The organism is Ruminococcus sp. 5_1_39BFAA (genome assembly GCF_964240875.1).
Classification (GTDB): Bacteria; Bacillota; Clostridia; order Lachnospirales; family Lachnospiraceae; genus Blautia_A.
In genome coordinates this window covers 215379-236962 of record NZ_CAXSVO010000003.1, presented here as the reverse complement: position 1 = coordinate 236962, position 21584 = coordinate 215379, and the positions used below count along the sequence as shown (strand labels likewise).

18 protein-coding genes are annotated in these 21584 nt (G+C 48.0%); 15 read left to right on the top strand and 3 right to left on the bottom strand.

Annotation, left to right across the window (positions count from 1 at the left end):
- Nucleotide 1: 1 nt before the first annotated feature.
- The 9 genes from ACESZH_RS06100 to ACESZH_RS06060 all read left to right on the top strand — a co-directional run bounded on the left by ACESZH_RS06100 (nucleotide 2) and on the right by ACESZH_RS06060 (nucleotide 6955).
- Entirely contained in the window at nucleotides 2–916 is a 915-nt protein-coding gene (locus ACESZH_RS06100; protein WP_373213155.1) for a hypothetical protein, read from the top strand.
- Nucleotides 913–1773: a GIN domain-containing protein gene (locus tag ACESZH_RS06095; protein WP_373213157.1), complete on the top strand. Its 861-nt coding sequence runs from the start codon at nucleotides 913–915 to the stop codon at nucleotides 1771–1773. Before ACESZH_RS06100 ends, ACESZH_RS06095 begins: the two co-directional genes overlap by 4 nt.
- 67 nt (nucleotides 1774–1840) lie before the next feature.
- Nucleotides 1841–2026, top strand: a complete 186-nt coding sequence (locus ACESZH_RS06090) for a PspC domain-containing protein (protein ID WP_373213160.1) — start codon at nucleotides 1841–1843, stop codon at nucleotides 2024–2026.
- A gap of 137 nt (nucleotides 2027–2163) precedes the next feature.
- Nucleotides 2164–2358, top strand: coding sequence for a small, acid-soluble spore protein, alpha/beta type (locus ACESZH_RS06085; RefSeq protein WP_373213162.1), 195 nt, complete (start codon nucleotides 2164–2166; stop codon nucleotides 2356–2358).
- Nucleotides 2359–2559: 201 nt separating this feature from the next.
- Nucleotides 2560–3345, top strand: coding sequence for a uridine phosphorylase (udp, locus tag ACESZH_RS06080; protein ID WP_373213165.1), 786 nt, complete (start codon nucleotides 2560–2562; stop codon nucleotides 3343–3345).
- Entirely contained in the window at nucleotides 3342–3761 is a 420-nt protein-coding gene (locus tag ACESZH_RS06075) for a cytidine deaminase (RefSeq protein WP_373213168.1), read from the top strand. Before udp ends, ACESZH_RS06075 begins: the two co-directional genes overlap by 4 nt.
- Nucleotides 3762–3797: 36 nt before the next feature.
- Nucleotides 3798–4433, top strand: a complete 636-nt coding sequence (gene deoC, locus ACESZH_RS06070) for a deoxyribose-phosphate aldolase (RefSeq protein ID WP_373213171.1) — start codon at nucleotides 3798–3800, stop codon at nucleotides 4431–4433.
- 76 nt (nucleotides 4434–4509) lie between these two features.
- Nucleotides 4510–5913, top strand: coding sequence for an alanine/glycine:cation symporter family protein (locus ACESZH_RS06065; protein WP_373213174.1), 1404 nt, complete (start codon nucleotides 4510–4512; stop codon nucleotides 5911–5913).
- 28 nt (nucleotides 5914–5941) lie between these two features.
- Nucleotides 5942–6955, top strand: coding sequence for a LacI family DNA-binding transcriptional regulator (locus ACESZH_RS06060; protein ID WP_373213178.1), 1014 nt, complete (start codon nucleotides 5942–5944; stop codon nucleotides 6953–6955).
- Here ACESZH_RS06060 and ACESZH_RS06055 read toward each other — a convergent pair.
- From ACESZH_RS06055 to ACESZH_RS06045, 3 genes are read right to left on the bottom strand one after another with little or no spacing between them, the layout of a single operon-like run.
- Entirely contained in the window at nucleotides 6952–7896 is a 945-nt protein-coding gene (locus ACESZH_RS06055) for an alpha/beta hydrolase fold domain-containing protein (protein ID WP_373213180.1), read from the bottom strand. The two genes, ACESZH_RS06060 and ACESZH_RS06055, sit on opposite strands and share 4 nt — an antisense overlap.
- Nucleotides 7897–7921: 25 nt before the next feature.
- On the bottom strand, nucleotides 7922–8812 hold the full coding sequence (locus tag ACESZH_RS06050) for a polysaccharide deacetylase family protein (RefSeq protein WP_373213183.1): 891 nt from the start codon (nucleotides 8810–8812) through the stop codon (nucleotides 7922–7924).
- Between the two features lies 1 nt (nucleotide 8813).
- Nucleotides 8814–9857, bottom strand: a complete 1044-nt coding sequence (locus tag ACESZH_RS06045; protein ID WP_373213186.1) for a substrate-binding domain-containing protein — start codon at nucleotides 9855–9857, stop codon at nucleotides 8814–8816.
- Between the two features lie 398 nt (nucleotides 9858–10255).
- Here ACESZH_RS06045 and ACESZH_RS06040 point away from each other — a divergent pair, with 398 nt between their 5' ends.
- From ACESZH_RS06040 to ACESZH_RS06015, 6 genes are all read left to right on the top strand, one after another.
- Entirely contained in the window at nucleotides 10256–10972 is a 717-nt protein-coding gene (locus ACESZH_RS06040; RefSeq protein ID WP_373213189.1) for an ABC transporter ATP-binding protein, read from the top strand.
- Nucleotides 10973–10980: 8 nt separating this feature from the next.
- The gene (locus ACESZH_RS06035; RefSeq protein WP_373213191.1) at nucleotides 10981–14799 is read left to right on the top strand and encodes an FtsX-like permease family protein; all 3819 of its coding nucleotides are present in this window, start codon (nucleotides 10981–10983) and stop codon (nucleotides 14797–14799) included.
- Nucleotides 14800–15189: 390 nt separating this feature from the next.
- Nucleotides 15190–17844: a valine--tRNA ligase gene (locus ACESZH_RS06030; protein ID WP_373213193.1), complete on the top strand. Its 2655-nt coding sequence runs from the start codon at nucleotides 15190–15192 to the stop codon at nucleotides 17842–17844.
- Nucleotides 17845–17887: 43 nt separating this feature from the next.
- Nucleotides 17888–19912, top strand: coding sequence for an LTA synthase family protein (locus ACESZH_RS06025; RefSeq protein ID WP_373213195.1), 2025 nt, complete (start codon nucleotides 17888–17890; stop codon nucleotides 19910–19912).
- A 139-nt stretch (nucleotides 19913–20051) separates the two neighbouring features.
- The gene (locus ACESZH_RS06020) at nucleotides 20052–21371 is read left to right on the top strand and encodes a folylpolyglutamate synthase/dihydrofolate synthase family protein (RefSeq protein WP_373213197.1); all 1320 of its coding nucleotides are present in this window, start codon (nucleotides 20052–20054) and stop codon (nucleotides 21369–21371) included.
- Between the two features lie 55 nt (nucleotides 21372–21426).
- Complete coding sequence (locus ACESZH_RS06015) at nucleotides 21427–21579, top strand: hypothetical protein (RefSeq protein WP_373213199.1); 153 nt, start codon at nucleotides 21427–21429, stop codon at nucleotides 21577–21579.
- Nucleotides 21580–21584: the final 5 nt, after the last annotated feature.

Sequence of the window (21584 nt, the reverse complement as noted above, 5' to 3'; positions counted from 1 at the left end):
TATGGACAGAGCGCAGTTTATGGAACAATTGAAAAAATTGCTTTCCGATATATCTGAAGCCGAGAGGCTGGAAGCGCTTGATTACTATGAAAACTATTTTGATGACGCAGGACCGGAGAACGAGGCGGCTGTGATCCGGGAGTTGGGAAGTCCGGGCAAAGTGGCTGCGATCATCAAGGCTGACCTGAAGGAAAGCAATGACGGATATGCAGAATATACGGAGCGGGGCTATGAGGATTCCAGAAACAGGGAGCATACCCAGGTGCCGGATAAGTACACGGCAATGACCGGAGGAAAAGCATCGCAGACCGGTCAGGGCGGCGCAGCGGAGGATAAAGCGGAAACCTACGAATATGGCACAGAGGGAACCGGCGATTCGCAGAACGGTCCGGAGGGGTTCAATAACAGCCGTCGCTATGGAAGGTCCAGGGGAACGCAGAGAAGATACACAGGAGACACACAGGGCAGCGGTGAGACTTATGACAGGACTGCCAGCCGTGCCGGAAGAGGATATCATGCGGAGAAAAAAAGAAATAGCGCAGGAATCATTCTGGTGTTGATCCTGCTGGTGTTTTTATCACCGTTTATTAAAGGAGCAGTGGGAGGCCTTGTGGGAGTAGTGGTTACAATTGCACTTCTGCCCTTCCTGCTGGTATTTGGACTGGGAGCCGCAGCATTGGGACTGATCATCGGGGCAGGCGCATGTATCGGCGCAGGAATCGGCCTTTGCTTTTCCTTTGCGGGAGCCGGAATTTTAACAATTGGAATCGGATGCCTTTTAATGGCATTGGGGATTTTGTTCTGTCTGGCAATTGGAGGTATCGCAGGCAGGCTGCTTCCCTGGTTTTTGAGAAAAATAACAGATTTTTGCTACAATCTGCTTCATAGAAGAGGAAAGGAAGGTGAGATGGGATGAAAAGATCTACAAAGGTAATGCTGGTACTGGCGGCCGTGTTTGCGACTGTTGGGATTGGGTTTACTGTGGGAGGTGTGGCGATGGGAGCCACTATGGACAGCGTAGAGGTTCTGAAAAACATCAGAGAGCACAGATCCTGGTTCCATTTTGTGGATGTGTTCGATAATGATTGGGATTGGGATGACGATGATGATGACAAAACCGAGGCGGTTTCTGTGAAAAGCGGAGATACCCGGGTTTATGAAATCGCCCCGGTACAGGAAGTGAAAATCAAGCTGAGATATGATGAGCTGATCCTTCAGGAATATGAGGGAGATACGATTAAAGTGGAAGTGGAAAATGATTCCTCTAAATATGTAACTGTGAAGTCGGATGATGAAGAGCTGGAGATCACCAGCAGCAGGAAAAGGAATAACCGAAGTGTTAAGGTTTCCTATCCAAAGGGCAGTTCTTTCCGGGAACTGGAATTGGAAGTGGATGCAGGAACAGTGGAGGTCACAGGTACGCTTCAGGCTGAGACAGTCAGCGTGACTGTGGGAGCAGGTGAATTTACAGGCACGGGCGGAATCATTGCGAAAGAGTGCGAAGTGGAGGTCGGCGCAGGCGAGATCGATCTGGAAGGAATCGATGCTGAAAAAATCAGCGGTGAATGCGGTATCGGTTCTCTGACCTTAGGAGTAAAGGGGGCAGAAAGGGATTACAATTACAGCCTGGAATGCGGCATCGGTGATATTACGATAGGAAGCGAGAGTTACAGCGGGCTTGGACGTGAAAAGGATATTCAGAATCCGGGAGCTGTCCGTGAACTGGATCTGGAGTGCGGTATGGGAGAGATCGATGTAAGCTTTGAAAACTGATACCGGTTTGAAAGACGGCAATGAAGGAGCAGATAATTTAATAATTATAAGAAAGAAGGATAAAATTATGAGTAACAAACGTTTATACAAATCAACAGTAAACTGTATGCTTTGCGGCGTGTGCGGCGGAATTGCCGAGTATTTTGATATTGATCCTACCCTGGTGCGTCTGGCATGGGTAATCCTGACCTGCTTTGGCGGGGCCGGAATCTGGGCATATATTATTGCTGCGATCATTATTCCAAGGGGATAGGCTGCCGGTGCATTCCGGAGACATTCCATAAAAATGGAGGTCATAAGGGCGCAGAAGTATTTTCATACAGAGATAAGGTATAGTTTTCGGGGTTTTGGTTCATACTCCAAAGGAAACGAAAAAGGAGTGTGAGACTTTTGAACAAAGACAAAGAAGTGGAAGCATACCGGAATGGTGAACTGACGCCTGAAGAGAAGTCAAAGTACGAAATCGCCCAGGAGCTTGGGTTACTGGATAAGGTTCTGGAAGGGGGCTGGAAATCCCTCTCAGCAAAAGAAACAGGGCGCATCGGCGGGCTGATGGCGCGCAAGCGTACCGAGCATACATCCTGACAGGGCGGCGCCCTCACAAAAAGCTGTTTATGGCGGACTGTGAGGGCGCTTTTATATTGCGGAAAATGGCTGGTATACCCGTGGTTCGGCATGAGCATGTGCCAGGACGTACACTTTTATATATGAAAACAGTTGCAAAATAAAATATGGCAGTATATAGTTTTAGTAAGAAATAATCCGTTTAAAGAAGGGAGCGGTGTTATGATCAATTATTCTGAAAATCCTGATCTACAGTATCATATACAGGTTGGTCCTGGTGATGTGGGAAGATATGTGATACTTCCCGGGGACCCGAAACGGTGCGAAAAGATCGCACGGCATTTTGACAGGGTCGAGCTGATCGCAGACAGCAGGGAGTTTGTGACTTATACCGGCTTTCTGGATGGAGTGAAGGTAAGCGTTACGTCCACGGGAATCGGAGGACCGTCCGCTTCCATTGCCATGGAGGAGCTGGTAAAATGCGGTGCGGATACCTTTGTGCGGGTGGGAACCTGCGGAGGAATGCACCTGAAGGTGGAAAGCGGTGACTTGGTGATCGCAAACGGTGCCATCCGCATGGAAGGGACTAGCCGGGAATATGCGCCCATTGAGTTTCCTGCCGTAGCGGATTTTGATGTGACGAATGCGCTGTGCAATGCAGCGGAGACGCTGGGGCAGAGATACCATGTGGGAGTGGTGCAGTGTAAGGATTCCTTTTACGGACAGCACTCTCCGGAGATCAAGCCGGTAAGCTATGAGCTGATGAATAAATGGGAGGCATGGAAACGCCTTGGCTGTCTCGCCTCAGAGATGGAGTCCGCAGCGCTGTTTGTAGTGGGAAGTTATCTGGATGTCAGGGTAGGCTCAGTGTTTGTGGCGCTTGCCAACCAGGAAAGAGCAAAGGCAGGACTGCCAAATCCTGTGGTGCATGACACGGAGATGGCAATTACCGTAGCGGTGGAGGCGATCCGTGAGCTGATCAGAAAGGATGGCAAGGGCAATAAATGACAGACAGGGAGAACTTGATCAAAGAGGCTTTTGAGGCGCAGAAAAGAGCTTATACGCCATATTCTCACTTTCAGGTGGGAGCCGCGCTTTTGTGCGGGGACGGAGAAATTTTCGGAGGCTGCAACATTGAGAATGCGTCTTACGGGGCCTGTAACTGTGCGGAGAGAACTGCCATTTTCCGGGCAGTCTATGAGGAAAAAAGAGACTTCAAAGCCATTGCCATTGTAGGAAAGCCGGAAGATGCCGCTGATTTTTCTTACTGTGCGCCATGTGGGATCTGCCGCCAGGTGATGGCGGAGTTCTGCGACCCGGAGACATTTGAAATAATCCTGCCGAGATCAACGGAGGATTATAAGGTATATAAACTGAAGGATTTGCTGCCTCTGAGTTTTACGGCAGAAAGTATGGAAGAGTAATTCATGTGAATGATAACGAAGAAGAAGGAGAACGGTATGGAAAAATCAGATATTTTGTCTCATGTAGACCACACACAGCTAAAGGCGTATGCAGCCTGGGAGGATATCGTAAAGCTTTGTGATGAGGCGGAGAAGCTTCACACGGCATCTGTATGCGTACCGCCCTGCTATATCAAAAGGATCCGGGAAAGCTACCATAATCTTACCATCTGCACGGTGGTAGGTTTTCCTTTGGGTTACAGCGTGACAGAGGCAAAAGTGGCGGAAGTAGAAAAAGCTCTGGAGGACGGAGCCGATGAGATTGATATGGTGATAAACATTACGGATGTGAAAAACCGTGATTACGATGCAGTGGAGAAAGAAATCTGTGTGCTCCGTCAGGCGGCAGGCAGCCATATCCTGAAAGTGATCATTGAAACCTGTTATCTGACAGAGGAAGAAAAGATCCGTCTTTGTGAGATCGTTACCCGGGCGGGGGCAGATTATATCAAGACATCCACAGGCTTTGGTACTGCCGGGGCAGAACTTGCGGATATCCGGCTTTTCAAGGAGCATATCGGAACAGATGTGAGGATAAAGGCGGCAGGAGGCATCCGCACCAGAGAAGCCATGGAAGCGTACCTTGAGGCAGGATGTGACAGGATCGGCAGCAGCAGTGCCGGAAATATTTGAAATAAGAAGGTTTTTCTATTGTGTATTCCCCATAATTTCCGTATAATAATTCTAAAATTATAATTTGGAGGGGAATATGATTTCAAACATTATTTCGATGATCAGTAATTTTATGTATGGGAAATTACTGATCATCCTATTGCTGCTGGGTGGTATTTACTTCACTTTCCGTACTCGTTTTGTACAATTCCGTTTGATTGGGAGAGCAGTTGCTTCGACTATGGAAAAGCCGGAGGAGGGCGAGGGGAAGGTTTCAAGCTTTCAGGCTCTCATGGTATCAACGGCATCCCGTGTTGGAACCGGAAATATCGTTGGCGTTTCTACTGCCATCTGTTTGGGCGGTTTTGGTTCTGTTTTCTGGATGTGGGTTATCGCTATTATCGGAGGCGCTTCCGCGTTTATCGAAAGTACCCTGGCGCAGATTTATAAGAAGCGTGGTTCGGCAGGCAGCTATGGCGGACCAGCCTATTATATTGAGGCAGCTCTGCACAGCCGTCCGCTGGCACTTGTATTTTCTGTATTCCTGATCCTGACTTATGGGTTTGGATTCAATATGCTGGCTTCTTACAACCTGCAGTCAACTTTTTCGTCCTACAGCTTTTATGTACCGGAAAAATCTCCATGGGTGATCGGTCTGATTCTGGCCGTGATCGTAGGGTACTGTCTGCTGGGAGGCGGTCAGCGTATCTTAAAAGTAACAAGTGTCATGGTTCCGGTCATGGGAGTTCTGTACGTTCTGGTTTCTCTGGTTGTCATCGTATTGAACATTGGATATTTGCCAACGGTTTTCCAGCGTATTTTCAGGGAGGCATTTAACTTTAAGGCAATATTCTCCGGTTTCAGCGGTTCCTGTGTGATGTATGGTATCAAACGCGGTCTGTTCAGTAATGAGGCGGGTGTGGGTTCAGCCCCTAATGCGTCTGCTTCTGCTGATGTCAACCATCCGGTGGCACAGGGTCTGGTTCAGGTTCTGTCCGTTTTTATCGATACACTGCTTCTTTGTACTGCTACTGCATTTATGTGTATGTGTTCCGGCATCGAGCCTACGGAAGCACTTTCAGGAGCGCCATATGTTCAGGCTGCCCTTCAGCAGGCGTTTGGAACGATCGGACCGCTTTTTATCACGGTGTCCATGATCTTGTTCGCATTTACCACGCTGCTTGGAAATTTATATTATGTTGACAATGTTTTAAATTACATTTTGGGACATGTTCCCAGTAAGCAGTTTATGATCATTTACCGCATTATCGCATCTGTCGTAATCTTTATCGGAGCAGGTTTAAATGCAGGCCTGTTGTGGGATATTGCAGACGTGACCATGGGAGGCATGACCATTATCAATATGCCGGTCATTATCGTTCTCAGTAAATATGCACTGAGGGCTTTAAAGGATTATGAGCGGCAGGTGGAAAGCGGCCGTAACCCGGTGTTCCATGTCAGGGATATTGAACTGCCGCATAAAGTTGATTATTGGGATTGATATTGACATAATCTGAAAGGAAGCATCTATGAGTACGATTTTTGATGTTGCAAAGGCGGCGGGGGTTTCCAAGTCCACTGTTTCAAGAGTTTTAAACGGTGAGAGCGGTGTGAAGGAGGAAACAAAAAGTGCTGTGGAAAAAGCAATCAGGGAATTGGGCTATACTCCGAGCTACCTTGCCCAGGGCATCCGCACAGGCAAAACCAAGACGATCGCTATGATCGTGCCGGAATATACGAATATTTTTTACAATGAAATGTTCCGCGGTGTGGAGGATGTGGCGCTGGAGAAGGGATATATGGTCTTTGTATGCAATACAGAGTGCAGCCGTCGTTCTGAGAAGGAATATGTCAATGAGATCATGAAACGAAATGTGGACGGGATCATTTTTAACACGTATTCGAACAGTGATGATATGAAAGAATATCTGAAAAAAATTTCAAAAAAACTTCCCGTTGTTTTTGCCAACAGGATTTTTGAGGAGCAGGATGAGGTCTGCTATATCTATACCGATGGTTTTGCCAGCAACAGGAAGGCTGTCCACTATCTGTATGAGAAGGGAAAGCATGAAATTGCGTATATCCGCAATACGGATGCCATCAGCGTAATTGAAGACCGTTATGAGGGATATCTTCAGGGGCTTCGGGACTGCGGGATTCCGTTCCGTAAGGAATATATCTACCGGGCCGCACAGAGCCTGGAGCCGGACTATATCAAGCTGGGGCAGGATGCAGCAAAATATTACGAGAGCCTTCCGAAATTGCCCCAGGCTATCATCGCAGCTATTGATACGCTGGCCATCGGCTGTGTTCAGCAGCTTCAAAGGGATGGGATCCGTGTGCCGCAGGATGTAAATGTTATCGGGTTTGACAATATTGCCTTAAGTGCTCTGATCCAGCCGGCTCTTACAACCATCAGCCAGCCGATCCGCCGTATGGGTCAGAAGGCAGCAGAGATCATCATTGCAAAGCTGGATGGAAAAGAAATAGAAGATAAAGTCGTATTTGACGGAAACTTAATTATAAGAGAGACAACGGATTAATCCTCCGTTGTCTCTTTTTTGGCACTGCAGATTTTTTCTGAGATCCACTGACAGATATGCTCCACAGACTCTTCGGCCAGCCGATGCTGTTTCCTGGTAATCTGTATTTTTGTTAAAAGGGTAATATACGCATAATTAAAATGGTTTTCAATAAAACCGTGTAGCGCTTCCTTCACATAGTAAAATGTCACTGGCACACCGGCCTTGCGAAGCAGCTTTCCGTAGCGTTTGCCGCCCTCATTCAGATTGTCCCTGCCGCAGAGCAGCAAAAAGGTCTCCGGCAATCCCCGGAATTCAGATGGGGAAGACAGAATGGGGGAGATCAGGATATCGCGAAGGGTGCTTTCGTCCTTTGTGTAGTAATGGGCAAAGGTATCCATGAGAGTACCTGATACGGAATATTTGATAGGTGTGCGTTCCGATGCCTTCCGGTAAGGATCCATATAAGGATAATCCAGAACCTGAAGGCAGGGTGAGAAATCCTGTCCACTATTCTGGAGGGAAAGCAGTGAGGTACCTGCTGCAAGATTAGCTCCGGCGCTATGTCCCCAGAGAATGATCTTATTAGGAGCGGCTTTTAATTCCGGCAGGGTAAGAGCAAATTTTACGCAGTCATAGACATCCTGAAGCCCCACAGGAAATCCGGCATCCGGCGCCAGATTGTAGTCGCACGCGACCACAGGAATCCCCAGACGACGGTGGATAGCATGGCAAAAATCATCGTCATCGGCAGCCGTGTTGTACATAAAGCCTCCTCCGTGGACCTCAATGATCAGATAGCCAGGATAGAGATTTTTTTCATTATAGATCAGTGCGCTCATTGAGCCGTTCCGGGTGGGAACAGCGATTCTTTTTCCATATAAATGCGAGCGACAGGCCCGTTTGCGCATACGGGCCTGTTCTTTTTTGATCGCATGAATGGAGTAATAATGTTTTTTCACCTTACATCTTCCTCATGGTATGATTTTAATTGAATTTTGCAGCATCATCCTTGTGATGCCAGTTTATGGCAACTGTTTCGCCGCTCCTGATGCAGTAAGCCTGCCCATCGATCTGCATCCAGACATCCGTACTGGATGGATTAAAGATATAATCTCCGGTAGAGGAATAGATCAGGCTTTTTACTGCGTGCATGTAAGAGCAGATCTCGATATTGGAAGCATACCATATTTCATCATTCCCGCCAATCATTTTAAAGAAATTTTCCAGAGAATCCCAATCATTGTACGCATCAAGCTGATAGGCATGACCCCAGACATAAAACAGAAGGGGCGCTTTGTATTCGCAGGAGGTGTCTGAGTCCAGGAAGGTCTGCGCTAAGGCCATACGGGATTCAGAGCAGTAATGACAGGTGGGGTTCCACTCCATAAAATCTGCGGGAAGCTGAAAGGAATTGGTTTCAATTATTGTGCGGGAATAAAAAATACCGCAGTTTTTTGCTGTTTGCTTTACGCTATCATTAAATGTTCCAAAGGGATAGGACATTCCAAGTACAGGGTGATGAACCAATTCTTCCAGTTCCTTTTTATCTGCTGCTATTTCGTAAGACGCCATAGCAGGAGGAATACGGGTCAGGTCAGGGTGGGTCACAGTATGGACCGCGATCTCAAAACCGTTGTAAATCTCAGCCGCTTCTTCTTTTTTATATTTGTAATGGCTGACATCGATTCCTGGCTGGATCAGCCAGTCACGGTCCCCCATCAGACCGGAATTCAGGTGAAAGGTTCCCTTAATTTCGTACTTCCTCATAAGGGCAGTCAAGCGGCCGTCCTGTGTCACTCCATCGTCAGAGCTTAGGGTAAAGGCTTTTTTTTTGCCCCCGGGAAAGAGCGGAATATCTTCTCTTAATCTCAGCATATTAATAGATGTCTTTCCACTCGTCGATGTTGGATGGGTCAAATTTGAATGGAGGTCCTAAGATGATCTCGGAGCCGCCGTCATCGCAGTCGGTAATGGTGTATGGACTGTTTTCCATATCGCCTGCGTCAAATGTCTGTCCAACCTCGCCGGTGATGGTTCCATCAACCAGAGCGATTGCAGTGTGAGCTGCAAGACGGCCTACATCTTCCGGATTCCACAGGAACATATATGGGCAGGGGAATTCGTCTGTTTCACCAATATAAGCGGACATTTCGGAAGGAAGTCCAAGTCCGGTCAGTTTTACGGAAGAACCGTTATCCTGAAGTACCTTAGCGGCAGCGTTGATTCCTACGGTAGTAGGAGAGCAGATTACCTTCAGGTCCGGATATTTTTCCAGGAGAGCCTGAGTCTGGTCTGTTGATTTCTGAAGCTCGTCATCGCCGTAAGCCACTTCTACAAGCTCCAGACCCTGATATTTCTCATCCTCCATGATCGCTTTCATAGCATCGATCCAGGAGTTCTGGTTTGCAGACTGGCTGGTAGCGGAAAGAATTGCATACTGACCTTCGCCGCCTGAAATATCCAGAACAGCGTCCGCCAGAGCCTGGCCGATCTCCTGGACACCAGCCTGGTTTACGAAGGTCTGACGTGCATCAGGAGCTACATTGGAGTCTAAAGCAAGAACCTTAATATCCTCTGCCATTGCATCCTGAAGGCAGGCAGTGAGGGCATTTACGTCATTGCTGGCAACTGCGATGGCATCTACTTCCTGTGAGATCAGAGACTGGATCAGCGGTATCTGAGCGTCAGCAGTAGCAGTTTCCGGGGATTTCACGATACATTCTGCACCAGCAGCCTCGATCACTTCCTGGAAACCAGCAGCTTCCTTTTCAGCGTAAGGGTTTCCTGCGTTACGGATCACGATGGCAAAGGTCTTGCCGGAAACATCGCTTTCCTCTGCATGTGCAACAGTAGCGAATCCTGCCATAGAGCTGGAGATCAGTGCTGCTGCAAGCAGTGTTGATAAAACTTTTTTCTTCATATGATTTCTCCTTTCTTTTCTCGAATGGGAACATTCCCAAAAAATGGTAAAAAAATAAGGGAATATAAGTGATTAAAAATAAATATTCCTTTATTTTGTTGGGAGAATGCAATGGGAACATTCCCATAACGTATGATTATGTTATACACGAAATTAACAAAAAAATCAAGATGATAAGCGAAAAAATATAAGATTTGTAAAAAACACCTAAAAATATTTTGTACACTTTATGGATTTTTTCGGGTAGCTGTCAGGAGTCAAATGAAAAGTGACTTTTAATAATATTTTTATAATTTTCTCTCCAGAAACGGATTGAACAAGAAATGGCTCGATGTTATACTTAAAATACTAATCTTTAATTTTCTACTTTTATTCTATAAAACGACAGGAGTGATCACTTGCATTCAACAGAAGAAAATTATATTCAGCTTGAAAACGTATCGAAAATTTACGGATCTAAAGAAGTAAAGATCGTGGCAGTGGATGAGATCAGCTTTTCTATCTCAAAGGGCGAATTTGTTGTGATCGTGGGGCCCAGCGGTGCGGGGAAGACCACGGTGTTGAATATTTTAGGAGGGATGGACAAGGCATCCAGCGGCTCCGTGTTGGTGGATGGCAGGGATATTGCCCGCTATTCCAACAAACAGCTTACCGGTTACCGCCGAAATGATATCGGCTTTGTTTTTCAGTTTTACAACCTTGTTCCCAATCTGACGGCCTTGGAAAACGTGGAGCTTGCAGGGCAGATCTGCAAAAATCCTCTGGATGCCCGTAAGGTATTGGAGGAAGTAGGGCTAAAGAACCGTCTGGGCAATTTCCCGGCCCAGCTTTCCGGCGGTGAGCAGCAGAGAGTTTCCATTGCAAGAGCTCTTGCGAAAAATCCGAAGATGCTCCTTTGCGATGAGCCTACCGGAGCATTGGATTACCAGACAGGAAAAGCCATCCTGAAGCTTTTGCAGGACATGTGCCGGGAGAAGGGCATGACGGTGATCGTCATCACCCACAACTCTGCGCTGACACCTATGGCCGACCGGGTGATTCGGATCAAAAACGGCAAGGTTTCCCAGATGACCAGAAACGACCACCCGACTCCGGTGGAAGAAATTGAGTGGTAGGTGATGGGATGAAAGCGATACATAAAGAATTCTGGATGGAGATACGCAAAAGCAAGGCAAGATTTATCTCCATCTTTTTCATAGTCGCCCTGGGGGTGGCCTTTTTCTCGGGAATTCAGGCATCGTCCCCGGACATGCGTTATTCAGGGGATGCCTACTATGACGAGACAAGCCTGATGGATCTGAAGGTAGTAGGTACCATGGGACTTACCCAGGAGGACGTAGCGTCGCTTGAGGAAGTAGACGGAGTCCAGATGGCGGAGGGCGCCTATTCCACCGATGTGATGTGCGGGGAAAATGAGAATCAGAAAATCCTCCATGTAGAGTCCATCAATCAGGCGGTTAATAAGCTGACGGTTTCGGAGGGACGGATTCCGGAAAAAAGCGGGGAGCTTTTTCTGGATGAAGAATTTGCCGAGCTTCAGGAATATAAAGTGGGAGATATTCTTTCTCTTCGTGAAGATGAGGAAGGAGAACTTCTAAAAACAACAGAGTATACGGTTACAGGAATTGGGAGAAGCCCTCTTTATATTTCCTTTAACAGGGGAAATACCACTCTGGGTACAGGGGAGATCAACGGCTTTGCTTATATTCTTCCAGAGGATTTTGAGCAGGAGGTGTATACTCAGATTTACCTTCTTGTTCACGGTGCCCAGGGTCTGACCAGCTATACGGATGGGTATGATAACCTGATCGATAAGGTGATGGAAAAGGTGGAAGGCATTGCAGATATCCGGTGCCAGGCACGCCTTGATGAAGTGAAAGCCGAAGCGCAGGCGGAGATTGACGATGCCCGAAAAGAGCTGGAGGATGGCAAGAAGGAGGCCGAGGAAAAGCTGGCAGATGCCCGAAAAGAGCTGGAAGACGGGGAGAAGGAGCTTGAGGACGGCAAGAAAGAATACGAAGACGGAAAACAGCAGCTTGAAGATGCAAGAAAAGAACTGGAGGACGGAAGACAGCAGCTTGCGGATGCGAAAAATGAAGTTGCCAGCGGATGGAGTCAGATCGCCAGTGCCAGGGATCAGGTGGCATCAGGACAGGCAGAGCTCGACAGCGCCCAGGCGGAGGTAGACAGCGGTCTGGCGGAAATAAAAGCCAATCGGAAAAAGCTGAAGGCAAGTTCGAAAACCTTGAAAGAGGCGAAGCAGCAGCTCAGTGACGGCGAAGCACAGATCGAGCAGGCAAAGGCTGAATTAAATACAAATCAGGCGGCACTGGATGCGTCCAGGGCAGAAATCACGGCAGGAAGGCAGCAGATTGAAAGCACCAGGGCAGATCTGAATGCAAAACGCCAGCAGTGCCAGGAGGGGCTTGCCGCTGTGGAGGCAGGGGAGGCGCAGCTTCCCGGGGCTGAGGCAGCACTTGCCCAGGCGCAGGAACAGTTAAATGCCCTTACCGCTCAGACGGAAGGTGCGGCGGCGCAGTATGAGGCGGCAGTAAACTCCGGAGAGGCTACAGAGGAGGAGCTTGCGGCATTGCTTGCACAGCTTACTGCTCTTCAGGAACAGACAGCTCAGGTGCAGGCGCAGGTGAGCGAAGGCGCAGCATCGTTAGAAGCGAACCGCCAGCAGCTTGCCGCGACCAGAAGCGAGCTGGAAGCCAATATTGCAGCTATTGACGCTGGAATTGCTGCGCTTCCGGAGCAGGAGGCGCAGCTCGATGCAGCGGAGAGCCAGCTTGCAGATGGTCAGGCACAGATCGATCAGGGATGGGCTGAGTTAAAGGTACAGGAGGAAAAGCTGGAGCCTGCCAGAGCAGAAATCGCCCAGGGCGAAAAGGAGATCGCAGATGGTCAGGCACAGCTTGACGAAGCAAAGAAAAAACTGGAAGCAGGCCAGGCAGAGATTGATGCCAACGCAGCAAAGCTTGCCTCCGCACAGGCAGAGATAGACAGCAATGTGCAGAGACTGGCAAGCGGAGAGCAGGAGATCAAGGACAATGAGAAAAAGCTTGCGGACGGCGAACAGGAGATCAGGGATAACGAGAAAAAGCTGGAGGATGCGAAAAAGGATATAGAGGACGGAGAAAAGGAGCTGGCAGACGGCAGAAAAGAATATGCGGATGCCGAAAAGGAAGCAAACGAGGAAATTGCCGAAAATGAGCAGAAGCTTGCGGATGCACAGAAGGAGCTGGACGATCTGAAGCTTCCGGAATGGATGGTTACAGACCGCGGGGATCTTCCGGAATATTCCGATTACGGTGATAATGCGGACCGGATCCGGAATATCGGGCGGGTCTTTCCTGTTATCTTTTTCCTGGTTGCAGCGCTCATAAGTCTGACCACCATGACGAGAATGGTAGAAGAACAGCGTACCCAGATAGGAACCTTGAAGGCTTTGGGCTACGGCAAAGGAGCCATTGCCCTGAAATATATCGGCTACGCATTTTTAGCCACGGTGGGCGGCAGTGTACTGGGCGTTCTCATCGGAGAAAAAATCATTCCTTATATTATAATCACAGCCTATGGTATTATGTACCATAATGTGTCAAACAGCATTATGGTGGAATATGAATTTCAGTTTGCAATGATCGCCTCGGTGGCGGCTGTAGTATGTACGGTAGGAGCCACCTTGTTTGCATGCGGCAAGGTGCTTCGGGAAACTCCGGCTTCCCTGATGAGGCCGCCTACGCCAAAGGAAGGAAAGCGTGTCCTTGTGGAAAGGATCACCTTTATCTGGAAACGGTTAAGCTTTTCCTGGAAATCAAGCCTTCGAAATATGTTCCGATACAAAAAAAGGCTTTTTATGACGATCTTCGGTATCGCAGGAAGTATGGGGCTTATGCTGGTAGGCTTTGGGCTGCGGGATTCCATTATGGATATTGCGCTGCGCCAGTATGATGAGCTGCAGCATTATGAGGCAATGGTCATTCTTGACGAGGACGCTTCGGCAGAGGAGAAAGAGGAAGTCAGTGCCTTTTTGGAAAGTCACGAAAAGGTGGATCACAGCAGCGGAGTACAGTTTACAAAAATGGAGGCTCCCAGAGGCAGATCCAATATCAGCGTCTATGTTTATGTGCCGGAAAGTCTGGAGAATTTCAAAAAGGATGTGACGCTGCAGAACCGGAAAACAAAAGAACAGTATGAGCTTACCGATGAGGGAGCTGCAATCTGCGAAAAGACGGCAAACCTTCTGGGACTGAAGGTGGGCGATGAGATCACGCTGAAAAAATCCGGAAAGGAATACAAGGTCCGGGTTGCGGTTATCACAGAAAACTATATGAGCCATTATGTTTATATGACTCCGGCGGTTTATGAAGCAACCTTCCGGGAAAGCCCGGATTATGAGAACATTGTGTTTACCATGAAAGAGGAATACAAGGAAGATCTGGATCCGGTGGGAGAAGAGGTCCTTACCTATCACGGGGCTTTGAGTATCAGCTATACCAGCAGCCTTGTGGGAAGATTGGAAAGAATGCTGAGTACCCTTGGCTCTGTTATCGTGGTTCTGATCGTTTCGGCGGGAATGCTTGCCTTCGTGGTACTCTATAATCTGAATAACATTAACATTACGGAGCGCCAGAGAGAGCTGGCCACCCTAAAGGTGCTGGGATTCTATGACGGCGAGGTTTCACAGTATGTATTCAGGGAAAATATCCTGCTCACTGTGATCGGAATCGTGTGCGGCATATTCTTTGGAATTCTGCTGCACCGATACGTTATCACAACGGTAGAGGTGGACTCTGTAATGTTTGGAAGAAATATCAAACCCATAAGCTTTTGCTACAGCGGAGTGATAACCTGCTGCTTCTCCTTATTTGTAAATCTTGCTATGCACTCGAAATTGAAGAAGATCGACATGGTTGAGTCGTTAAAGAGTGTGGAATAAGTGTGAAAACCTGGTGAAAAACCGCACTTTTGCTTGACAAGATTTTGATTTGCAATTATATTAGATTTCATAGCAAAGGCAGAGAAGAAGAGGAGTAAGCGTCCGTTCTGACAGAGAGAAATGCTGCGGGGTACCGCGCTGGAAGGCATTTTCAGAGAAAACGTCCGCTGAAGGTAGCTTTGGAGCCGGGAGACTGAAAGGACAGTAGGTTTCCACGTATCCCGCGTTAAGGGACAAGGAGATATGGGGAAGGCATTTCCTCATAATGAAGGTGGTACCGCGACGACAATCGCCCTTCGCACGTCAGTGTGAGGGGCGTGATTTTTTTGAGTCCCCTGCTGACAGGATCATTTATAGAATGCGCAGATGCGCGACAGGAGGAAAACGAGTATGAGCAAGGAACTTGCAAAGACCTACGATCCGAAAGGAATCGAGGAACGCCTTTACCAGAAATGGATGGACAACGGTTATTTTCATGCAAAAGTAAACCCGGATAAAAAGCCATTTACCATTGTAATGCCGCCGCCAAACGTAACCGGGCAGCTTCATATGGGACATGCGCTGGATGAAACCATGCAGGATATCCTGATCCGTTTCAAGAGAATGCAGGGTTACGAGGCTCTTTGGCAGCCCGGCACAGACCATGCAGCCATTGCCACAGAGGTAAAGGTAACCGAGAAGCTGAAAAAAGAAGGAATCGATAAGAACGAGATTGGTCGTGAGAAATTCCTGGAATATGCCTGGGAATGGAAAGAGGAGTACGGCGGAAAGATTATCAATCAGTTAAAGAAGCTGGGCGCTTCCGCAGACTGGGAGAGAGAACGTTTCACCATGGACGAGGGCTGTTCTAAGGCAGTACAGGAGGTTTTCATCAAGCTGTACGAAAAAGGCTACATTTACAAAGGCTCCCGTATCATCAACTGGTGTCCGGTTTGCCAGACCTCTATTTCTGACGCAGAGGTAGAGCATGAGGATCAGGACGGATTTTTCTGGCATATTAATTATCCGATCGTTGGCGAAGAAGGAAAATTCGTGGAGATCGCCACTACACGTCCGGAGACACTGCTGGGCGATACGGCTGTTGCCGTAAACCCGGAGGATGAGCGCTACAAAGACCTGATCGGCAAAATGCTGAAGCTGCCTTTGACAGACAGAGAGATTCCGGTGATCGCGGATGAGTATGTTGACAAAGAATTCGGAACAGGCTGTGTAAAAATCACTCCGGCTCATGACCCCAACGACTTTGAGGTGGGACGCCGCCATAGCCTTCCGGAGATCAATATTATGAATGATGACGCCACCATCAATGATCTGGGCGGCAAATACGCAGGCATGGACCGCTATGAGGCGAGAAAAGCCATGGTAAAGGATCTGGAGGAGCTGGGCCTTCTTGTAAAGGTAGTTCCCCACAATCACAGCGTAGGAACCCATGACCGCTGCGGTACTACCGTAGAGCCTATGATCAAACCGCAGTGGTTTGTAAAAATGGATGAGATGGCAAAGGCTGCAATCAAGGCGCTTGAGGACGGGGAACTGGAATTTGTTCCAGCACGTTTTGACAAAACCTATCTGCACTGGCTGGAAAATATCCGCGACTGGTGTATTTCCCGTCAGCTCTGGTGGGGACACCGCATCCCGGCGTACTACTGCGATGAATGCGGGGAAACGGTAGTTGCAGCAGAAATGCCCCAGAAATGCCCGAAATGCGGCGGTACACATTTCCATCAGGACGAGGATACCCTGGATACCTGGTTCAGCTCCGCGTTATGGCCGTTCTCCACTCTTGGCTGGCCGGAGAAGACTGCGGAAATGGAGTATTTCTATCCTACGGATGTGCTGGTAACCGGATATGACATTATTTTCTTCTGGGTTATCCGTATGGTATTTTCCGCTCTTGAGCAGACTGGAAAATCACCTTTCCATCATGTACTGATTCATGGTCTGGTACGTGACTCTCTGGGACGCAAGATGAGCAAGTCCCTTGGAAACGGTATCGACCCGCTGGAGGTGATCGATAAATACGGTGCAGACGCCCTTCGTCTCACCCTGATCACTGGAAATGCACCTGGAAATGACATGCGTTTCTACTGGGAGCGTGTGGAATCCAGCCGTAACTTTGCAAACAAGATCTGGAATGCATCCCGTTTCATCATGATGAATCTGGAAGGAAAGACGGTAGAGGAGCCGGAGGATATAGGCGCTCTCTGCCCGGAGGATAAATGGATCCTTTCCAAATTAAATACCGTGATCCGTGAAGTGACGGAGAACATGGACAAATATGAGCTTGGCATTGCTGTTTCAAAGGTTTATGATTTCCTGTGGGATGAGCTTTGCGACTGGTATATCGAGATTGCCAAGGTACGTCTGTGGAAGGCAGAGGAAAACCCGAAGGCTGCAAACGATGCTCTGTGGACTCTGCGCACAGCGCTGACCCAGGGCTTGAAGCTCCTCCATCCGTTTATGCCGTTTATCACAGAGGAAATTTATTGCACACTGCTGCCGGAAGAGGAGTCCATCATGATCTCTGACTGGCCGGTATATCAGGAGAAATACAGCTTCCCGCAGGCAGAGCTTGCTGTTGAGAGCTTTAAGGAAGTGGTAAGGGGAATCCGTAATACCAGAAATGAGATGAATGTTCCACAGAACCGTAAAACCCACCTGATCATTGTGGGAAAGGATGAAAGCATCTGCTCCATGTACGAGGAGAGCAAGAAATCCTTTGTAAACCTTGCTTTTGCCCAGGAGATCCATGTTCAGCAGGATAAGACCGGCATCGGTGAGGACGCAGTATCTGTTGTTGTTTCCAATGCTGTTGTTTATCTGCCGCTTGAGGATCTGGTTGACAGGGAAAAGGAACTGGAGCGTCTGACAAAAGAGCAGGAACGTCTGACAAAAGAGATTGCCCGCTGCGAGGGAATGCTGAACAATCCAAACTTTGTGAATAAGGCTCCTGCAGCAAAGGTTGACGCGGAAAGAGAAAAGCTGGCAAAATACAAAGAGATGAAAGAGAAAGTAAACACACAGTTGGAACAGCTTGCGCGCTGAAAAAAATGTGTTGGCGCACTGTAGAAGTAAAAGGAGCGTTTAAATGAAACTGAGCAAATTTTGCAATAAGATATCCCTGATTCTACAGGCAATGTGGTGCGTGGTCCTCTATTTTATCATAGAGGCCATCAGCCGCCATTCCTTTGGCGAAGCCTGGGAATATATGACAGGAAGGCCGTTGGTATTTGCTTATAATACAGCTTTTATTTTCACCACTATGCTGATCGTCTATCTGTTTCACAGGCGTTTTTTCTGGAGAGTGGTGGTGTCTGTATTCTGGCTGTTTCTGGGGGCAGTAAACGGAATCCTGCTGATGAACAGAGTGACCCCATTTACTGGTCCTGACCTGCATATCCTCGGGGACGGAATTGAGATGATGGAGAAATACCTGCCTGCCTGGGGCGTGGTAGTAGGATGTATCGTGATCGGCGCTGTGCTGCTGGGACTTCTTATTCTGTTCATTAAAGGGCCGAAATATAAGGAAAAGATCCGGTACCGCTATGTGGTGCCGCTGATCATTGTAGGAGTCCTTGCCTTTGGAGGAGTGACCCAGTTGGCTCTGGAAAAGAGGGTGCTGTCCAATTATTTCGGAAACATCGCCTTTGCCTACGAGGATTACGGCTATCCCTACTGCCTTGTGACAACAATTTTCAATACGGGAATCGGTTGCCCAAGAGATTATTCCGATGAAGAGGTGAAAAGAATACAGAAAACGGAGGAAAACCTTCCGGAAACAAAGGAAGGGGATTATCCAAACATTCTGTTTCTGCAGCTTGAATCCTTTTTTGACCCAACTCTTGTGAAGTATCTGGAGATTTCGGAGGATCCCATTCCTACTTTCCGAAAGCTGATGGAGGAGTATTCATCAGGATATTTCAAAGTACCCTCTGTGGGAGCGGGAACCGCCAATACGGAATTTGAGTGTATCACAGGAATGAGTCTTCACTATTTTGGACCGGGAGAGTATCCATACAAAAGCATCCTGACGGAGACGACCTGTGAGAGTGCGCCTTATATATTGAAGGAGCTGGGGTATTCCACCCATGCCGTCCATAATCACGAGGCGAATTTTTACGGCAGAAGGACGATTTTCCCAAATCTGGGCTTTGACACCTTTACCTCTGAGGAATATATGCCGGAGGAAAATCTGACGAATCCCCTGGGCTGGGTAAAGGACAGCATTCTTACGGATGAGATTATGAAATGCCTGGAATCTACGGAAGAGCCGGATTACGTCTATACTATTTCGGTTCAGGGTCATGGGGATTATCCGGAGGAACCTCTCATTGAAGAACCGGAGATTACCGTTTCGGGCGCGTCCACTGAGGAGTCCAATAATCAATGGGAGTATTATGTGAACCAGATCCATGAAATGGATGAGTTTGTGCGGCAGCTTACAGAAACACTGGCTGACTATCCTGAGGATGTGATTTTGGTTATGTACGGGGATCATTTGCCTACTATGGGACTGACTGTGGAGGATCTGGAAAATAAATATCTTTTCCAGACCGAGTATGTGATCTGGGATAACATGGGGCTGGCGAAAAAGGATGAAAATCTGGCATCCTATCAGATCGCAGCCGAGGTGCTGGATCGTGTGGGGATCCACGAGGGAGAGATCTTCCGTTACCACCAGGCAAGGAGAAGTACAAAGAATTACCAGGTGGATCTGGAAACCCTGCAGTATGACTTGCTGTATGGTGAGAAATATGCTTATGACGGGGAAAAGCCATTTACCCGGACTAAGATGAAATTGGGGCTTTATGATGTGACCCTGGATTCCATCCGTCTTGTATCGGATACGGATTATACATATTATATCCAGGGAACGAACTTTACGCCGTCCTGCCAGATCAAGCTGAACGGCGAATGGTATGATACGGTTTATATAAGCCCCACAACACTGGTGATCACAGGAACCGAACTGGATGATTTTGACAGGCTTTCTGTTGTAGTGCGGAGTAACAGCTCTACCAGAAAGGCTCTCAGCAAAAGCTATGACAGAGCGGTTTATGCCCTGTATGAAAGCAACCAGTGGAAGCTGACACCAAAGGATGAAGGGGAATAACCCGGATTTGTAGCTTTGTGTCGTATAAAAACTTACGATTGGTACTGGACATCTTTCGCCACTATTATATAATGATATAGTACAGCCGGCCGTTTTCACGGCCGCTGTACAATACATTAGATAAAAGTGGTGAATTTTTATGAATTACGAAGAAGCAGTTGCTTATATTGAAGAGACTCCAAAGTTTACGAAGAAAAACAGTCTGGAGCATACAAAAGAATGTCTGAGGAGACTGGGAAGTCCGGAAAAGAAATTTAAGGTCATCCATGTGGCCGGAACAAATGGAAAGGGAAGCACTTGTGCATTTCTTACCTCTATTTTGAGAGAAGCAGGATACTCCTGCGGACTTTTTACCTCGCCTCACCTTGTAAAGATCAATGAGAGATTTCAAATTAATGAGGTAAGCATTGATGATGATACCTTTCTTGCAGCTTTTAAAAAGGTAAAGGCACTTTCCGATGAACTGGTGGCAGAGGGCAGCTATCATCCTACCTATTTTGAGATGCTGTTTCTCATGGGAATGGTGATCTTTGCCGATGCAGGCGTAGAATACCTGACTTTGGAAACCGGTTTGGGAGGAAGGCTGGATGCAACCACAGCCGTGGAGGATCCGATTGCCTGTGTAATTACCTCCATCAGCCTGGACCACATGCAGTATCTGGGAAATACCGTGGAGGAAATTGCAGGAGAAAAGGCTGGAATCATTGTCCCGGGAGTTCCGGTGATATACGATGGAAATGACAGAGCAGCCGCAGAGGTGATCCGAAAAAGGGCTGCTGAACTGAACAGCCCGGCCTATGAGGTGGTACGCCAGGATGCAAATGTTCTGGGAAATACCAGGGAGGGCATTGATTTTTCATTGAATAATGGGTATTATGAGAAGAAAAGCGGCATCCGCCATGAGAAAACAACGTTTCATATTCCCTTTATTGCGAGATACCAGGTAATGAACGCCTCCCTTGCATTGAAAACCATGGAGGTCCTGGGCGATATGCTGACAGTTCCGGTAAATATCCTTCAGGAAGGAATTGCCAGGACCAGATGGCAGGGGCGGATGGAGACGATCCTGCCGGGAGTCATTGTGGACGGTGCGCATAATGAGGATGGAATCTGTAAGTTTGTGGAAACAGCAGCACATTTTCAGGAGGAGTACCCTCTGACACTGTTGTTTTCCGCAGTCAATGATAAGGACTATGTGGACATGATCCGTACGATCTGTGATAAGATCAGGTTCCGTCATGTGGTGACCACCCAGGTGGGAGGCTACCGCGAGGTTCCGGCAGAGGAGCTGGCACAGATTTTCAAAGATGCAGGCTGTGCCTCCACAGCGTTTTCAGAGGACATCGGAGAGGCTTTTTCCATGGCTCGGGCATCAAAAGGCGAGGATGGGCTTTTGTTTTGCGTAGGCTCCCTTTATCTGGTGGGAGAGATTAAAGCTTTGATAAACGTATCTGACTGATTGAGGAAGGATCCCTTCCCGCGACGGACGGGGGATTTCCCAGGGAGGAATTGACATGATAGATTACGAAGAGGAACTGAAGAAGTTTGAACCCTGTCTGGATGTAACAGACGCAGAAAGTGCTATTTACGACAGAGAACTGACCGACATTCTGGATATTCTCCAGGAGATGCTGCGGGAATCCAAGAGCGGACGCCGCATAAAATAGAATAA

What these genes read in the sequence shown, in the direction of transcription:
- ACESZH_RS06045 (WP_373213186.1), bottom strand. Translation starts at nt 9,857, where the DNA reads ATGAAGAAAAAAGTTTTATCAACACTGCTTGCAGCAGCACTGATCTCC.
- ACESZH_RS06030 (WP_373213193.1), top strand. Translation starts at nt 15,190, where the DNA reads ATGAGCAAGGAACTTGCAAAGACCTACGATCCGAAAGGAATCGAGGAA.
- ACESZH_RS06100 (WP_373213155.1), top strand. Translation starts at nt 2, where the DNA reads ATGGACAGAGCGCAGTTTATGGAACAATTGAAAAAATTGCTTTCCGAT.
- ACESZH_RS06090 (WP_373213160.1), top strand. Translation starts at nt 1,841, where the DNA reads ATGAGTAACAAACGTTTATACAAATCAACAGTAAACTGTATGCTTTGC.
- ACESZH_RS06095 (WP_373213157.1), top strand. Translation starts at nt 913, where the DNA reads ATGAAAAGATCTACAAAGGTAATGCTGGTACTGGCGGCCGTGTTTGCG.
- ACESZH_RS06015 (WP_373213199.1), top strand. Translation starts at nt 21,427, where the DNA reads ATGATAGATTACGAAGAGGAACTGAAGAAGTTTGAACCCTGTCTGGAT.
- ACESZH_RS06065 (WP_373213174.1), top strand. Translation starts at nt 4,510, where the DNA reads ATGATTTCAAACATTATTTCGATGATCAGTAATTTTATGTATGGGAAA.
- ACESZH_RS06020 (WP_373213197.1), top strand. Translation starts at nt 20,052, where the DNA reads ATGAATTACGAAGAAGCAGTTGCTTATATTGAAGAGACTCCAAAGTTT.
- ACESZH_RS06075 (WP_373213168.1), top strand. Translation starts at nt 3,342, where the DNA reads ATGACAGACAGGGAGAACTTGATCAAAGAGGCTTTTGAGGCGCAGAAA.
- ACESZH_RS06050 (WP_373213183.1), bottom strand. Translation starts at nt 8,812, where the DNA reads ATGCTGAGATTAAGAGAAGATATTCCGCTCTTTCCCGGGGGCAAAAAA.
- ACESZH_RS06035 (WP_373213191.1), top strand. Translation starts at nt 10,981, where the DNA reads ATGAAAGCGATACATAAAGAATTCTGGATGGAGATACGCAAAAGCAAG.
- deoC (WP_373213171.1), top strand. Translation starts at nt 3,798, where the DNA reads ATGGAAAAATCAGATATTTTGTCTCATGTAGACCACACACAGCTAAAG.
- ACESZH_RS06060 (WP_373213178.1), top strand. Translation starts at nt 5,942, where the DNA reads ATGAGTACGATTTTTGATGTTGCAAAGGCGGCGGGGGTTTCCAAGTCC.
- udp (WP_373213165.1), top strand. Translation starts at nt 2,560, where the DNA reads ATGATCAATTATTCTGAAAATCCTGATCTACAGTATCATATACAGGTT.
- ACESZH_RS06025 (WP_373213195.1), top strand. Translation starts at nt 17,888, where the DNA reads ATGAAACTGAGCAAATTTTGCAATAAGATATCCCTGATTCTACAGGCA.